Below are 14,837 nucleotides of genomic sequence, written 5' to 3'. Positions count from 1 at the left end.
CGATGCGCTCCGTGCGGGGCGGGCCTCCTCCGTACGGAGGGTGGGCCACCGGCGCGGTCACTCCGGCGGGGGCCCGGAGCCCGGTAGCCCACCCCGTCTACGCACCGGTCCGCCGGCGGGGCGCGCGGATCACCGGGCGGTCGCCGTCCGGCGGGGCGGGGCGCTGTGCGGCGCGGGCCGCCTCGCACGAGGGGGCACAGACGTACAGCTGGTACGTCACGGTGACGCTGCCGTAGTCCACCTCCACCGCGCAGATCGGCCGGTCCGCGTAGAGGCGTGCCGCACACAGGGCGCAGTTCCAGCCCTGGAGCTGGCCGAAGACCCACTTCCTGCCCGGGGTCCGTAGTTCCGCTATCCGCTCCCGCTCGGTGCGCTCGCTCTCCCTCACCGGGTGTGCCCCCGTTCGCGGGCGCGGCGCATGGCGGCGGCCTCGGCGACCGGGTCGCGCCGGTGGGCCAGGGCGTGGGGAGGGCAGGCGTACACCGTGCGGCCGGGTCCGCTGCCGCCGTGCTGGACGTCGACGACGACCGGCTCGTCGGTGGGCAGCTCGCAGCGATAGCAGGTCTGGCGCCCCTGTGGGACCGGGCCGTATTCGGCGCGGTCGGCCTCGGCCAGTGCTCCCCACAGCTTCCAGGCGTCGGTTAGGTAGTGGTCGGCCGAGAACGGCACGCGCCAGTGGGTGCCGGGCGGCGCGTTCCAGGAGTTGGGCGGCACGCCGAGGTAGACGCACTCGTCCGCCAGCTCGGTCAGGACCCGGACCTGCCGCAGGTGCCAGCCCGTGGCGGAGCCCACCTCGACGAGCCAGTACAGGGTGCCGTACTTGTCCTGGATGACGGCGCCGGTCTCGTCCCCGAGGAGTTTCAAGGCACGTTCCCCGACGGTCGGCGCCGCCCGTACGGCGTCCCACCACTTGCCTGCGGGTAACGCCTGGACATCTGTGGCGGGCGGCGGTGTCCACGGCAAGGCTCTTGTCGTCACGGTCGGCTCCATGTACGTGCGGTGCGCTGACCGTCACATGGTGGCCACCTGCAAGCACCTGTGCGTTGCCCAACTGGCAACGCTCAGGTGCTTGACCGACTACAGGGCGTGCTCTAAACGCCGCACCACTCCGCGAATTCCCTGAGCTGCTCATCCGCACGCTGTCGCGCCCGCAACAGCGTCGCCACCGTCTCGTGCACCGAATGGTGATAGCGCGTCAACTGTGGCGAGCTCTCACGCGCGGACCGCAACGAACCCAATGCATCACCGTGTTGTGCCGTCCACGCCTCGGCACGGGCCCGGTCGATCCAGTAATGCGCCGCCCGCGTCGGCGGATAGTCGTCCGGTAGCCGCACCTGGAGGGCGTGATCAAGCGCCTCCGCGTGCTCGTCCCGATCACCGGCCGCCGCGATCCGGTGCAGCCGAACATTCAGCGGGCCGAACGCCAGGGCGTAATAGCGCGTCTCCCCTATCCGCTCCGCCAGTTCGGCGGCCTCCCCGATCCAATCGCCAGCGGCCGCGTCGTCACCGTCGCGCGCCGAAAGTACAGCGGCTCGGAGCTGGAGCGTGCCCCGCACCGCTCGTGTCGCGCGATCACCATCGTCGTCCAGGTCCCGCAGCGCGTGCCGCATCAACGAGACACCACGGTCCAGGCGGGAGTTGTCCGCCGCCATCTGCGCCCGCTCGTACCGCTCGATGGCGACCTGCCGCGGATCACCGGACTGCGGCGCGGCGACCGCCATGCGGGACAGCGCCAGGCGGGCCAGATCCATGTAGCCGAGGCGGTACGCGACGATCGCCGCCGTGCGCGAGACTTCCGCCTGCAGATCATGGGCCCGCTCCCGGTGCCGACCTGGTGATCCGTACAGCTGCGTGGTGATCGCGACTTCGCTGATCAGGCCCGGTAGGCGTTCGGCGATGTCCAGGAACTCGGCCTTCACCCGGAGCCGTACGAGCCGCTCGATCTCGGCCTCCAGCGTATCGAGCGGGCGAGGAGGTGGGGCGTCGTCGGGCGGGATGTCCCAGTCATCGAACGAGGTGCTGATGGGAGTGAGCAGGGCGTCCAGCTGATCCTTCTGGAGAGCCTGGATGTAGGGCTGCCCCCGCAGGACGGAGACGCCGACGCCGAGGGCACGAGCGACCGACGCGACGACGGGTTCGCTGGGGTACCGCTCACCGTTTTCGATGCGGCAGAGCTGACTCGTGGATACGTGGGCGCGACGGCCGAGTTCAGAGAGGGAGTAGTTGCGGATGAGGCGGAACTCGCGGATGCGAGCGCCAATGCTTTCCTTAGACGTGTCGGTGCTGCCGGGCATGATGACTCCCGTTCTGTGCTGACACTCAGAAACGGTACCGGCGGTCGGCTCCGCGGGTACGGGTGATCGGCCCCATTTCGGTGGGGCCGTCGCGCTCCCTTGACACTTCGAACCGCCGACATCCGCCCCCGGGACGGGACCCCCTCTTCCCAAACACTTGATCTGACGCAACTATGAGATCAAGCAAAATCGACACAGGGGTATGGAGGGGTGCCGGATGGAGCCTCGCGACGATCTTGACCTGGCCGTGGACGAGGTCCGCGACTTCAACCGGATGTACACCCGCCTGATCGGCGTCCTCGACTACCCCGGGCAGCTCAACACCCCGTACACGCTGAGCGAGGCCCGCATCCTCTACGAGCTGGCGCGGCGGGAGCGCACCCATGTTTCGGCGCTGCGGGAGCACCTCGGGGTCACCGCCGCGCATCTGAGCCGGACGCTCAGCCGGTTCGAGGAGCGGGGGCTGGTGGCGCGCGAGCGCCACCAGCGCGATGCCCGCTTCCAGGAGGTGCTGCTCACCGCCGAGGGCCGGGCGGCGGCGGAGGATCTGGACCGGCGGTCGCGGGAGGCCGTGACCGGGCTGCTGGCCAAGGTCCCCCGGAACGAGCTGGGGCGGCTGCGGGAGGCGCTGGCCACCGCGCGGCACGCGCTCACCGGACCGGCGGAGCCCGAGGTGCGGCTGCGCGGGTTGGAGCCGGGGGACCTGGGCTGGATCGTGCAGCGCCACGGCGCCGTGTACGCCCGGGAGTTCGGGTGGAACGCCGAGTTCGAGGCCCTGGTGGCCCGGATCGTCGGGGAGTTCGGCGCGGGCCATGACCCGGCCCGCGAGCGGGCGTGGATCGCGGAGCTCGACGGCCGCCCCGTCGGCTCGGTGATGTGCGTACGGGACGAGCGGCCCGATACGGCCCGGCTGCGGCTGCTGCTCGTGGAGCCGGAGGCGCGCGGGCGGCGGCTCGGCGAGCGGCTGGTGGCCACGTGTGTCGACTTCGCACGCGAGGCGGGCTACCGCGATCTCGTGCTGTGGACCAACGACGTCCTGACCTCCGCCCGCCGGATCTACGAGCGGGCCGGGTTCGAGCTGATCGCCGAGAAGCGGCACGAGGGCTACGGGTCGCCGCTGGTCGGCCAGGACTGGCGGCTTGCGCTGCGGGACGCGGCTGCTTCCGGGTGACGGCAGCCTGCGCGGTGCAGGTCCGTTGAGCGGACTGGCGGCGTTGCGCACCCGTTGCTCGAAACGGAGCATGTCGATTTCCCGCTCGCTCCTGCCTCCCGGGGAGGTCCAGTGCGCTCCATCGTTCGACGAGAACTTGCGGCCCTTGTGAGTCTGCTCGCCCTGCTGACCGTTGTATCGGCCGTACCTTCGTCCGCGGCCCCTCGCCCCTTGACGATCTCCACCGACAAAGGCGCGGTCGCGGGAGCCACGGCGGACGGGGTCGATCGGTTCCTCGGCATCCCGTACGCCGCGCCACCGGTCGGTACCAGGCGCTGGCAGCCTCCCGCACCCGCTTCCGCCTGGTCGAGCCCGCGGTCGGCTGCCACGTACGGCTCGCGCTGCCCGCAGTCGTCCACCAGCACCGGACCGGGCTTGAGCGAGGACTGCCTGTATCTCAACGTCTACACCCCCGAACGGCGAACGAACCGCCCCCTGCCGGTGCTGTTCTGGATCCACGGCGGGGGCTTCTCCAGCGGTGCCGGTGACCTCTACGACGGCTCGCAGATCGCGAAGGCCGACAACGTAGTGGTCGTCACGATCAACTACCGGCTGGGCGTGTTCGGTTTCCTCGACGTGCCCGGACTGAGCACGCAGGGTGCGGGCAACTACGGCCTGCTCGACCAGGAGGCGGCTCTTCGCTGGACGCAGCGCAACATAGGTGCCTTCGGAGGGGACGCGGGCCGCGTGACCATCGCGGGCGAGTCGGCCGGCGGCCACTCCGTCTGCGCTCTGCTGTCCTCGCCTCCGGCGCGCGATCTGTTCGCTGGTGCGATCATCCAGAGCGGCGGGTGCCCGAGCCTCACGGTCGCACAGGCCACCGCCAAGGGCGAGGACTACGCCGCGGCCGTCGGCTGTTCCGTTCCGGCGACCAGCGTGTCCTGTCTGCGGGGCAAGTCGGCGGACGAACTGCGGGCCGCCGACAGGGGCTTCGTCGGCGGTATCCTGACCGGTCCCCTTCCCGTGTCCGGGGTTCCCGAACTGCCCCTCGCGCCGAGCGTTGCCGTACGATCCGGCCGGATCCACAATGTCCCGCTCCTCATCGGCAGCACCCGCGACGAGGTGCGCCAATGGGCACTGCCCTTCGCGAACGCGACGAAGGATCAGTACGAGCGGGCGGTCAGGCTGGAGTTCGGCGCACAGGCCGACGCCGTACTCGCGCACTACCCCTACAGCGCCTACGACAGCCCGTACACAGCGACGTACGCCATCGGCACGTTGTGGGACGACAGCAGCGTCTTCTACGGACTGGGCGGCTGCCAGTACCAGAACCTCACGGCTCAGTTCGCCGCTCGGCAACCGAGGACGTACTTCTACGAGTTCGACGACCCGCACCCACCCACCCTCGCGACGACTCCGGCCGGCTTCGACTCCGGCGCCCCACATGCCAGCGAGCTCGGCTACCTGTGGCCCATGGAGACCTCGAAGTCGCTGACTCCGGAGCAACAGCGGCTGTCCATGGCGATGGTGCGCTACTGGGGCGCGTTCGTGAAGCACGCGAACCCCACGACCGGAGGACTGGCAGCCTGGCCGTCATACCGCGGCGGCAAGTACATGTCCCTGCTGCCCGGTGATGACAGCAAGGCCCTGAAGTCCGAGGTGTACGCGGATCGACACCAGTGTTCGTTCTGGAACAGCATCAGCTACGACTGGCTCACCACCAACCCGGACCGCCTCGCCGCACAGGCAGGCGTTCCCACGTCCTGATGCCCGGCTGTCCACGTCTTGGGCGGTGATGGAGAACATGCTCATGCATCGCATGCACGACACTGGGCAAACGGCCTGTTCAAGGGGTTCCAGGACGGGGCGCCAGGTCGGAGCGGAGCCGCTAGAATCCCCGCACTACGCAGGTACCGGAGCCGGCCGATCGCGCAACTGACGCAATTCCACGAGGTTGCGTCGCACGGGCGACGTACGGTCGACGCATCCGTGCGGCGCGTCGGAACGGCACAAGAGCAAAGGGCGTACCCCTGAGTACCCAGCAGGTCATCGAGTGGACCGAGGACGGCCGGACCCGTACCGCCCAGTGGCGCTCCGAGAGCGGTACGCCGCCGCCCCGGCGGGTCGCGATCGCGGACGACCGGATGCCCGCCGACACCGCCCACCGCCTCGTCTGCGAGGGCACCGCGCTGCTGTGGCGCGGCGACTACCAGGGCGCCCGTCAGCTGCTGACGGCGCTGGCGCGCCGGATCGACCGTGGCCCGCGCCGGGCGAAGGAGCGGCGGCCACCGGCGGCGTCCCCGGCCGAGGCGTTCCACCGGCACCGCCAGGCCCAGTCCCGGCGGGCCCGGCTGCTGGGGATGGTGCTGGTGCCGCTGGACGCGGACTTAGGGGTTCCGCTGCGCCGGGCGCCGGACGTACGGCAGGCGTGCACCGAGGCGTACGGCCCGGCGCGGGGCCCCTCGGTGGTCTCGCTCCGCGAGTTGCTCGGGCTGATCGGCGCGCATGAGTGGCGGGAGAAGGGCGTCAAGGTACGGGCGCTGGGCGGGGACCGTATCCATCCGCACTACGGGGTCTTCTCACCGGTGCGCGGCGAGTACATCGACCTGGTGGCCGAGGCCCCGCTGCCGTCGCACGAGCTGGCCTTCGACATCGGCACCGGAAGCGGCGTCCTGGCCGCCGTCCTCGCCCGGCGCGGTATCGAGCGGGTGGTGGCCACGGACAGGGACGCGCGGGCTCTCGCGTGCGCCCGGGAGAACGTGGCCCGGCTGGGCCTGACCGAGCGCGTCGAGGTGGTCGAGGCCGACCTCTTCCCGCCGGGCCGCGCCCCGCTGGTGGTCTGCAACCCGCCCTGGGTCCCGGCCCGGCCCTCCTCACCGCTCGAATACGCCGTCTACGACCCGTCCGGCCGTATGCTGCACGGCTTCCTGAACGGGCTGGCCGGGCATCTGACCCCCGGCGGCGAGGGCTGGCTGATCCTCTCCGACCTCGCCGAACACCTCGGGCTGCGGTCACGCGCCGAACTCCTGGCCGCCTTCGACACGGCGGGCCTGACGGTCCTGGACCGGCTGGACGTCCGCCCCGTCCACCCCCGCGCCTTCGACCCCACCGACCCCCTCCACTCGGCCCGCGCGGCCGAGGTGACGTCGTTGTGGCGCCTGACGGCCGGGTGAGCGAGGCGGCCCTGAGGCCGCGACGTCCCGCCGAGCCCGCAGGCCGCTACGAGTGGCCCGTGGCCACGGCAGGGATGCGCGCATTCCGCCCACCGCCGAGGCCGTCCGCCGACGCCGCCCGGGGCGGCTGAGAGGGACCCGGGCGCTCGCATGCCCCTCAGCCACCAGGGCGAGGCGTCTCCCGGACGCCGTCCATGGGCCGAGCGACCACGGCCCTGCCCTGGGTCATGGCCCGGTCGCCCATACGGGCGCACCGGGGCTCGCCGGTCCGGGGGACGGGCCACGGCGTAGGGGGGCACGACGGGCTGGGCCACCGGACAGGACACGCCGCAGGCGCGATCGGCACGGCAGGATTGATTCGGCTCGTGCCCCTGCTTAGCGTCCCGCATGAAGGGCAAGAAGATCCCCACGTCCCGCACGACCCCTACCAAGGGAGCCCGCATGAAGCTCGCCTTCTCCACCCTCGGCGTCCCCGGTATGCCCGTGCCCGACGTGGCCCGGCTCGCCGCCGGAGCCGGGTACCACGGCATCGAGCTGCGCGCCCACCCCGAGGAGCCGGTGCACCCGGGGATCGGGGCGGACGAACGGGCCAGGGCGGTGGCGGAGTTCCGGGACGCCGGGGTCGAGATCCTCACCGTCGCCGGATATGTGCGCGCCGCCCAGGCGGGACCGGACGAGCCGGTGCTGACCGGGCTCGGGGAGCTGCTGGAGCTCGCCCACGACCTGGGCGCCCGCAATGTCCGGGTCTTCCCCGGCGGCGGGGAGCAGAGCCCGGAGGAGGCCGACGCCACGGCGGCCCGGCGGCTCGCGGCGGCGGCGCCCCGCGCCGCCGACCTCGGCGTACGGCTGCTGCTCGAGACCCACGACTCGCATCGGACGGGCGCGGACGCGGCCCGGGTCCTCGGGCTCGTGGGCCATGGCAGCGTGGGGGCGATCTGGGATGTGATGCACACCTGGCTGGGCGGCGAGGACCCGGCCACCAGCTATCCGGCGCTCTTCGCGCATCTGGGCTACGTCCAGGTCAAGGACATCGCCTCGGCCGAGGACACCACCCCGCTGCCGCTGGGCGAGGGGGTGCTGCCGCTGACCGAGTGCGTGGAGCTGCTCAGCCGCGAGGGCTGGGACGGCTGGCTGGCTTGGGAGTACGAGAAGCGGTGGTATCCGCGGGCGCGAGCTCTCCCGGAGCTGCTGGCCCCGGGCCGGGAGCATCTGCTGCGGCTGCTCGCCGACGCGGCCTGAGCTCGGGGTGGCGGCGCGCCCCGAGGCGCGTCCGGCTCAGCCTCCCGGCCGGGAGCGATGTCAGCGCCACGCCGCCCACCAGCAGCGCCGCGGCCAGCCAGCGCGGTGCGCTGATGCCCTCCCCCAGCACCAGCGCCGCCGAGGACATCCCGAAGACCGGCACCAGCAGCGAGAACGGGGCGACCGCCGAGGCGTCGTAGGTGCGCAGCAGAAAGCCCCAGATCCCGAAGCCGAACACGGTGGTGACCCAGGCGACATAGACGATGGCGCCCAGCCCGGCCCAGTCGAGTCGGCTCAGCGCCTCGACATCGGGCCGCGCGCCCTCGAACACCAGCGAGAGCGCGAGCAGCGGCAGCACCGGCACCAGGCTCACCCACACCATGAAGTTCAGGGCGTCGGGCGGCGCCGCCTTGCGGGTGAGGACGTTGGAGACACCCCAGAAGGCCGCCGCCGCGACGACGAGGACGAAGCCGAGGAGCGGCCCCGAGGTGCCCTCGTCCACGGCGGCCACCGCGATCCCGGCGAGGGCGACCCCCATGCCCAGCAGCCGCCGCCGACCGGGGCGTTCGGCGAGGACGACGGTCGCGAACAGCGCCGTGAACACCGCCTGGATCTGCAGCACCAGCGAGGACAGCCCGGCGGGCATCCCCTCGTGCATCCCGATGAACAGCAGCCCGAACTTCGCCACGCCCAGGGCCAGCCCCACCCCCAGGATCCATCGCCAGGCGACCCTCGGCGGGCCGACCAGGAAGACGGCGGGCAGCGCGGCCACCAGGAACCGCAGGGCGCAGAAGAGCAGCGGCGGGAAGTGGTCGAGGCCCACCTCGATGACCACGAAGTTGACCCCCCACAGGGCCGTGACCAGCACGGCGAGGGCTATGTGCACAGGTCGCATGGGTTGCGTTGATCGCATGCGTCGAGGATCAGCCGCCCGGACCTTGTAGCACCAGCGCGGATGTCTTCATGCTTGGATGCAGTAACGGTTAAAGATACGAGGAGGAGGGCGGACTGTGCTGGATCTGGCCCGGCTGCGGGCTCTGCACGCGGTGTCCGTGCACGGCTCGGTCAGCGCCGCCGCGATCGCGCTCGGCTACACCCCGTCCGCCGTATCGCAGCAGATCGCCAAGTTGGAGCGGGAGACCCGGACGACCCTGCTGGAGCGGCAGGGCCGGGGCATCGCGCTGACCGACGCGGCCCGGCATCTGGCCGCCACCGCCCAGCAGCTGCTCGCCATCGTCGAGGAGGCCGAGACCACCCTGGAGGAGCGGCGTGGTCAGCCGACCGGCCGACTGGTGATCGGCGCCTTCGCCTCGGCGGCGCGCGGGCTGATGCCCGTGGTGCTGGCCTCGCTCAGGGCCGAACACCCCGCCCTGGACGCCCGGTTGCTCGAAGTGGACCCGCATCTGTCGGTGGACCTGGTGGCGCAGGGGGTCATCGACCTGGCGGTGGCCCATGACTGGGACATCGCCCCGCTGCCCGCCCCGGAGGGGCAGGAACGGGCGGTCATCGGGGAGGATCTGTGCGATCTGCTCGTCCCGGCCGGACATCCGCTGGCCCGGGTGGCCGCACGGCGCCCGCTGCGCCGCGAGGATCTGCCGGGCCGGCGGTGGATCTGCCAGCCGCCGGGGTCGGTGTGCCACGACTGGCTGGTCCGTACGCTGCGCGCCTCGGGCCATGAGCCGGACCTGGCGTACCAGGCGGCGGAGAACCACACCCAGATCGCCCTGGTGGCGGCCGGTCTCGGCGTCGCGCTGATGCCCCGTCTCGGGCGCGGTCCGCTGCCGGACGGGGTGCTGGCGCTGCCCCTGGAGCCGGTCCCGGTGCGGCGGCTGTACGCCCTGTGGCGTCCGGGCGCGGCCCGCCGCCCCGCCATCACCGAAACGGTGCGGCTGCTGGGCGACCTCTGGCCGCGGCGCATGAGCTGAGCGCACCACGGGCCGAGCCGCTCCCCCGGCGCGCCGCCGACGCTCTGGGAGGGGTGTCGCGTCGGCGGCGGGGTGCTGCTGGCCGCGAACGGCGGCGAGGGTGGTGGGCCACGCAGCGGGCAGCGAGGCCGAGCACCGCCGTGCGGAGACTCCCCATCAGCACGCCGCTTCGACGCTCCGCGGCCCGCGCCGGTTCCGCACGGGGTGTCGGACCGGCAGCTCCGCCTCGATCAGGTCCGCCGCCCGGTCCGGCCCGCCCTCGGCGGCCATCCGTGTCTTGAGCGCGGCGCAGCGGGCGGCCACCCCGGGGTCGTCCACCAGATCGAGCACCGCCTTGCGCAGCGCCGGAGCCGTGGCCTCCTCCTTGGGCAGATGGCGGCCGACCCCGAGCCCTTCCAGCGTGTCCGCGTTGCGGAACTGGTCGACGGCCTGCGGCACGGCGACCATCGGCACCCCGCAGGCCAGCCCCTCCTGGGCGCCGCCCGCACCCGCGTGGGTGACGAACGCGTCGGCCTTCCGCAACACGCTCAACTGCGGTATCCACGTGTGCACTTCGACATTGGCCGGGATCTCGCCGAGGTCGGCCGGGTCGACGAACTCGCCGATCTGGAGCACCACGTACCAGCCCGGCAGATCGCCGAACGCCGCGACGCACGCACGGTAGAAGCCGGGCTCCCTGGTCCAGGTGGAGCCGAGCGAGATCAGCAGGATCCGGTCGGTCCCGGCGGCCCGCTCCGGGCGGCGCCACTCCGCCACGTCGCGGCGGGCGCTCTGGCAGCCGCCGACGAAGCTGTAGACGGAGGCGTCGACGCGGTCGGCGTTGGGCTGGAGCAGTTCGGGGATGAGGGCGACACAGCGGCTGGGGCGGCCGATGAGGGTGTCGGGGTCGGTGCCGGCCAGGCCGTTGCCCTCGAGCCAGGCGCGGTAGCGCGCGTAGTAGGCCCGGCCGCGCTCCGACCGCCGCATATGGGCGTACATCGGCTCGAAGACCTCTTCGCGGTAGCCGTCCCAGGGCACGAAGCTGGGCGCGAGCTCGACGGCGGACACGCCCCACCGATGGGCGAGGACATGCGCCGGATAGGCGGTGACGTCGTACAGCACCAGATCCGGCTCATCGCCCTCGTAGGCCGCCACATGCTGCGGAAGTGCCTGCTCCGCCTCGGTGAGAAACGGCTCGATGTAGTCGATCAGATCGGAGCCTCTGGCGCCCGGCACATTCTCACCATGGAGGATCGAGGTGTACGTCTTCGGCTCGGCGCCGGTTTCGGCCACCTTCTCGGCGAACGACTCGGGGATGGCGTAGGTAACCCGGTGGCCGCGGGCCACCAGCTCGCGGATCACCTCCAGGCTCGGGTTGACGTGCCCGTGTGCCGCGATGCCGAACATGGCTATGTGTGTGGGGGGCTTGGCACCCGTCGGTGGGGTCATGAAAACGGAACATAAGCGAGAACGGATGCCTCATACAAATACCGCGCATACCCGGTCGAGAGTTTAGTACCGGTTTCGTGCAGGCACCAGATCACGGTCTTTAACCAGTCTTTTCCTTTACGCTTCCGGGCCGTTGGAAAAGGCCGACTCTTCTTGACCCGGCCGCTGTTTGTGTCCCAGCGTGTCCTGCACGCCTATTGGCCGCCCCCTCCGAACGTCCCATGGAAGGAGTGCGGGTGCACACGACGTCTCGCCGCGCCCTGCTCACCGCCACCCTGGCCGCCGCGGCTGCCGGTGGATGCGGCGGACCGACGAACGGCTCCCCCGCGCCCGCGGCCCCCGCTCGCCGCACCACGGCCGGTTCCGGCAGCCCCTCCGCGGCCCCCTCCCGGCCCACCACGGAGCCCGGCCGGGACCACGAGCGCGACCGCCGGCGGATCGACGAGCTCATCGGGCGGATGACGCTGGACCAGAAGATCGGCCAGCTCTTCGTGATGCGGGTCTACGGCCATTCGGCCACCCGTCCCGACCCCGCCGATGTCGCGGCCAACCGCAAGGAGATCGGCGTCGACAACGCCGCCGAGCTGATCGCGAAGTATCACGTGGGCGGGGTGATGTACATCGGATGGGCACACAACATCCGCGATCCCCACCAGGTGGCCGCGCTCTCAGGCGGCATCCAGAAGGCCGCGCTGGCCGCCTCCGTACCCGTCCCCGTCCTGCTCTCCACCGACCAGGAGTACGGCACCGTCGCCCGGGTCGGTGCGCCCGCCACGCTGTTCCCGGGCGCCATGGCGCTCGGCGCGGGCGGCAGCACGGCCGACGCCCGTACGGCCGCCCGCACCGCGGGCGCGGAGCTGGCCGCGCTCGGCATCCGGCAGAACTACGCCCCGATCGCGGACGTCAACGTCGACCCCGCCAATCCGGTGATCGGGGTGCGCTCCTTCGGGGCCGATCCGAAGGCCGTGGCCCGGATGGTGGCGGCCCAGGTGGAGGGCTATCAGAGCGCCGGGGTCGCGGCCACCGCCAAGCACTTCCCCGGCCACGGCGACACCGGCGTGGACAGCCATGTGGGCCTGCCGCGGATCACCCACTCCCGGAAGGAGTGGGAGCGGCTGGACGCGCCGCCGTTCCGGGCCGCGATCGAGGCCGGAATCGACTCGATCATGACGGCCCATCTGCTGTTCCCCGCGCTCGACCCGGCCGACGACCCCGCCACGCTCTCCCGCCCCATCCTCACCGGTGTGCTCCGCGAGGAGCTGGGCTACGACGGCGTGGTGGTCACCGACTCGCTCGGCATGGCGGGGGTGCGGAAGAAGTACGGCGACGACCGGGTGCCGGTGCTCGCGCTCAAGGCGGGCGTGGACCAGCTGCTGAACCCGCCGAGCCTGTCCCTCGCCTTCGAGGGTGTGCGCAAGGCCGTCCGGGCGGGCGAGATCAGCGAGGACCGGATCGACCGCTCGCTGCGGCGCGTCCTCGAACTCAAGGCGCGCCGGGGCCTGTTCGACGATCCGTACACCAGCGACCGCGCGGTCAACCGCACGGTGGGCACCCGCGAGCACCGCGCCACCGCCGACCGCATCGCCGAGCGCACCACCACCCTGATCACCAACCGCGGCGGACTGCTGCCGCTGTCGCCGCGCCGCCACCGCGATCTGCTCGTGGTGGGCGTGGACGCCGCCGCGCCCTCCGGCACCGGCGGCCCGCCGACGTCCGTCCTGGCCCGCGCCCTGTCCGGGCTCGGCTTCCGCACGGAGGCGCTCACCACCGGCACCGCCAGTTCCCCCGGCCCCTCCCCGCAGCGCATCGAGGCGGCGGTCGCGGCGGCGCGCGGGCGGGACGCGGTGATCGTGACGACGTACGACATCGCCTCCGGCTCCGCCCAGCGCACCCTGGTGGCACGGCTGGTGGCCACCGGTGTGCCGGTGGTGCACCTGGCCCTGCGCGACCCCTACGACATCGCGCGCCTGAACGGCCGCGACACGGCCCCCGGCGCCTCGCTGGCCGCCTACTGCTGGACGGACGTGGAACTGCGCGCCGCCGCCCGCGTCATCGCGGGCCGGACCGCGCCACGCGGCAAACTGCCGGTCGCGGTCCGGCACGCGGACGACCCGTCCCGGGTGCTGTACCCGATCGGACACGGGCTGAGCTACTAAGCGGCCCGCCGGGCACCCCCTGGCGCCCGGGACCGCTCGGGGCCCGCGGGCGCGCCCTATGGGCGCAGCGTCACCGGCTCGCGCTCCACCTCACGGCGGTCCAGCTTCGCGTCGTGCCGGGCGAGGGGCTTGCTCGTCGGGCTGACGCCCGCCCAGCGCTGCACCTCGGCGGTGGCCTTGGCCTTCTGGTCGCCCGTCAGCTGGGCGATGCTGGAGCCGTGGTTGCCGCCGGCCACCGTGTAGACGTACGCGTCCTTGGCGCCCTTGCCGACCCGGAAGCGCTCGGCGCCCCACGGGTCGTTCTGGCCGTAGACGAAGAGCATCCGGTGGGCGTCGTGCCGGACCCAGCTGTCGATGTCCCGCATCACGCCCTGCTTGAAGCGCATCGGGATGTCACGCGGCACATAGCTGCGCGGGGCGTAGATGCCGGGGTAGCGCAGCAGCCCGGCCAGGTGCGGGGTCTTGAAGGTGGGCGAGCCGAGCTCGGTGCCCGCCTGGTAGTAGTACGGCGTGTAGGTCTCCAGGCCCTGGTCGGTGTAGGCGGAGAAGCCCGAGATCTCGTCGATGAAGCCGTACAGCTCGTCGGTGGACGCGGTCGGGGCGGGGACGTCCGCGCAGTCCTTCAGCAGGTGGTACTGCCAGAAGGCCCACACCAGGTCCAGGACCACGTTCTCGTACGCCTTGTCGGCGCTGCCGACGACGGTGAAGGTCTGCTTCTCGTCGTCCGCCCACTTCTGGTAGCGCTTCACGATCTCGTCGCGCCGCACCAGCGCCTCGCGCTGCACCGCGTTGAGCTTGGTGCGGCATTCGGCGGTGCCGACGCCTTCGAAGAAGCGGTCGTAGGCGGAGTCCTCCTTGTCGGCCACGTCGTTGGGCGCGACGTAGGCGACGGTGCCGTCCATGTCCCGGGGGTAGAAGCGGCGGTAGTAGGTGGCCGTCATCCCGCCCTTGCTGCCGCCGGTGGCCAGCCACTTCTTGCCGTAGATGGGCTTCAGGGCCCGGAAGAGGCGGTGCTGGTCGCTCGCGGCCTGCCAGATGTCCAGCTTGGACCAGTCGGCGGGCTGGGGCCGGGAGGGAGTGAAGAATCGGTACTCCATGGACACCTGGTTGCCGTCCACCAGCTGCGTCGGCTCACTGCGGCGCGGTGCGGTGGTGACGTTGTAGCCCGAGGTGTAGAAGACCGTGGGCCGGTCGGTGGCCTTGTGCAGCAGTGTGAACCGCTGCGGAAAGGTGCCCTTGGAGGGATGCCGGTGGTCCACCGGCTGGGCGTAGCTGAAGACGAGGAAGCGATAGCCCTCGTAGGGCTGCTCCTCCACGAAACGCATTCCGGGAATCGCCAGGACACGTTCCTTGATGTCCGGCTGGGCGGGGGCGGCCGGTGCCGCGGACGCGCTTCCGGCACCCGCGCCGACCGCCCCCACCAGTATCGCGAGCGACAACAGCCATCTGAACATCTTGCGCATGCACCCTCC

At 72.0% G+C, this 14,837-nt stretch carries 11 protein-coding genes and 1 pseudogene; 6 read left to right on the top strand and 6 right to left on the bottom strand.

Annotation, left to right across the window (positions count from 1 at the left end; all coding sequences use genetic code 11):
• Positions 1–97: 97 nt before the first annotated feature.
• The 3 genes from ACMTAK_RS31890 to ACMTAK_RS31880 form a co-directional block, all read right to left on the bottom strand.
• Positions 98–388 (bottom strand): hypothetical protein, encoded by a 291-nt coding sequence (locus ACMTAK_RS31890; RefSeq protein ID WP_413809361.1) that lies wholly within the window; start codon positions 386–388, stop codon positions 98–100.
• A complete protein-coding gene (locus tag ACMTAK_RS31885) occupies positions 385–978 on the bottom strand; it encodes a hypothetical protein (RefSeq protein ID WP_413809360.1) in 594 nt (197 codons plus the stop codon). Before ACMTAK_RS31885 ends, ACMTAK_RS31890 begins: the two co-directional genes overlap by 4 nt.
• A 113-nt stretch (positions 979–1,091) precedes the next feature.
• On the bottom strand, positions 1,092–2,294 hold the full coding sequence (locus tag ACMTAK_RS31880; RefSeq protein ID WP_413809359.1) for a helix-turn-helix domain-containing protein: 1,203 nt from the start codon (positions 2,292–2,294) through the stop codon (positions 1,092–1,094).
• 217 nt (positions 2,295–2,511) lie between these two features.
• Between ACMTAK_RS31880 and ACMTAK_RS31875 the strand changes: the two genes are divergently transcribed.
• The 4 genes and pseudogenes from ACMTAK_RS31875 to ACMTAK_RS31860 form a co-directional block, all read left to right on the top strand.
• Complete coding sequence (locus tag ACMTAK_RS31875) at positions 2,512–3,465, top strand: bifunctional helix-turn-helix transcriptional regulator/GNAT family N-acetyltransferase (RefSeq protein WP_413809358.1); 954 nt, start codon at positions 2,512–2,514, stop codon at positions 3,463–3,465.
• Between the two features lie 210 nt (positions 3,466–3,675).
• Complete coding sequence (locus ACMTAK_RS31870) at positions 3,676–5,211, top strand: carboxylesterase/lipase family protein (RefSeq protein ID WP_413809357.1); 1,536 nt, start codon at positions 3,676–3,678, stop codon at positions 5,209–5,211.
• A gap of 377 nt (positions 5,212–5,588) precedes the next feature.
• The gene (locus ACMTAK_RS31865; RefSeq protein ID WP_413809356.1) at positions 5,589–6,617 is read left to right on the top strand and encodes a methyltransferase; all 1,029 of its coding nucleotides are present in this window, start codon (positions 5,589–5,591) and stop codon (positions 6,615–6,617) included.
• A 387-nt stretch (positions 6,618–7,004) separates the two neighbouring features.
• Positions 7,005–7,742: pseudogene (locus tag ACMTAK_RS31860) on the top strand (sugar phosphate isomerase/epimerase family protein); the annotation flags it as partial.
• On the opposite strand, the gene ACMTAK_RS31855 reads toward ACMTAK_RS31860, so the two are convergent.
• Positions 7,723–8,751, bottom strand: coding sequence for an EamA family transporter (locus tag ACMTAK_RS31855; protein ID WP_413809355.1), 1,029 nt, complete (start codon positions 8,749–8,751; stop codon positions 7,723–7,725). The pseudogene ACMTAK_RS31860 and the gene ACMTAK_RS31855 overlap by 20 nt on opposite strands.
• Positions 8,752–8,866: 115 nt before the next feature.
• On the opposite strand from ACMTAK_RS31855, the gene ACMTAK_RS31850 reads away from it, so the two are divergent.
• Positions 8,867–9,781 (top strand): LysR family transcriptional regulator, encoded by a 915-nt coding sequence (locus ACMTAK_RS31850; protein WP_413809354.1) that lies wholly within the window; start codon positions 8,867–8,869, stop codon positions 9,779–9,781.
• A gap of 156 nt (positions 9,782–9,937) precedes the next feature.
• Here ACMTAK_RS31850 and ACMTAK_RS31845 read toward each other — a convergent pair whose 3' ends face one another.
• Complete coding sequence (locus ACMTAK_RS31845) at positions 9,938–11,209, bottom strand: macrolide family glycosyltransferase (RefSeq protein ID WP_413809353.1); 1,272 nt, start codon at positions 11,207–11,209, stop codon at positions 9,938–9,940.
• Positions 11,210–11,430: 221 nt separating this feature from the next.
• Between ACMTAK_RS31845 and ACMTAK_RS31840 the strand changes: the two genes are divergently transcribed.
• Positions 11,431–13,365 carry a glycoside hydrolase family 3 protein gene (locus ACMTAK_RS31840; protein WP_413809352.1) on the top strand — a complete coding sequence of 645 codons (1,935 nt, stop codon included), beginning with the start codon at positions 11,431–11,433 and terminating at the stop codon, positions 13,363–13,365.
• A gap of 56 nt (positions 13,366–13,421) precedes the next feature.
• Here ACMTAK_RS31840 and ACMTAK_RS31835 read toward each other — a convergent pair whose 3' ends face one another.
• Positions 13,422–14,828 (bottom strand): S28 family serine protease, encoded by a 1,407-nt coding sequence (locus ACMTAK_RS31835; protein ID WP_413809351.1) that lies wholly within the window; start codon positions 14,826–14,828, stop codon positions 13,422–13,424.
• Positions 14,829–14,837 lie beyond the last annotated feature (9 nt).

The organism is Streptomyces lacaronensis (assembly GCF_047337785.1).
In the GTDB taxonomy this organism is placed as follows: domain Bacteria; phylum Actinomycetota; class Actinomycetes; order Streptomycetales; family Streptomycetaceae; genus Streptomyces; species Streptomyces lycopersici.
The sequence above is the reverse complement of the archived record's forward strand: the minus strand, read 5'-3'. Positions and strand labels throughout refer to the sequence as shown.

What these genes read in the sequence shown, in the direction of transcription:
- ACMTAK_RS31880 (WP_413809359.1), bottom strand. Translation starts at nt 2,294, where the DNA reads ATGCCCGGCAGCACCGACACGTCTAAGGAAAGCATTGGCGCTCGCATC.
- ACMTAK_RS31875 (WP_413809358.1), top strand. Translation starts at nt 2,512, where the DNA reads ATGGAGCCTCGCGACGATCTTGACCTGGCCGTGGACGAGGTCCGCGAC.
- ACMTAK_RS31865 (WP_413809356.1), top strand. Translation starts at nt 5,589, where the DNA reads ATGCCCGCCGACACCGCCCACCGCCTCGTCTGCGAGGGCACCGCGCTG.
- ACMTAK_RS31855 (WP_413809355.1), bottom strand. Translation starts at nt 8,751, where the DNA reads ATGCGACCTGTGCACATAGCCCTCGCCGTGCTGGTCACGGCCCTGTGG.
- ACMTAK_RS31845 (WP_413809353.1), bottom strand. Translation starts at nt 11,209, where the DNA reads ATGACCCCACCGACGGGTGCCAAGCCCCCCACACACATAGCCATGTTC.
- ACMTAK_RS31840 (WP_413809352.1), top strand. Translation starts at nt 11,431, where the DNA reads ATGGAAGGAGTGCGGGTGCACACGACGTCTCGCCGCGCCCTGCTCACC.
- ACMTAK_RS31835 (WP_413809351.1), bottom strand. Translation starts at nt 14,828, where the DNA reads ATGCGCAAGATGTTCAGATGGCTGTTGTCGCTCGCGATACTGGTGGGG.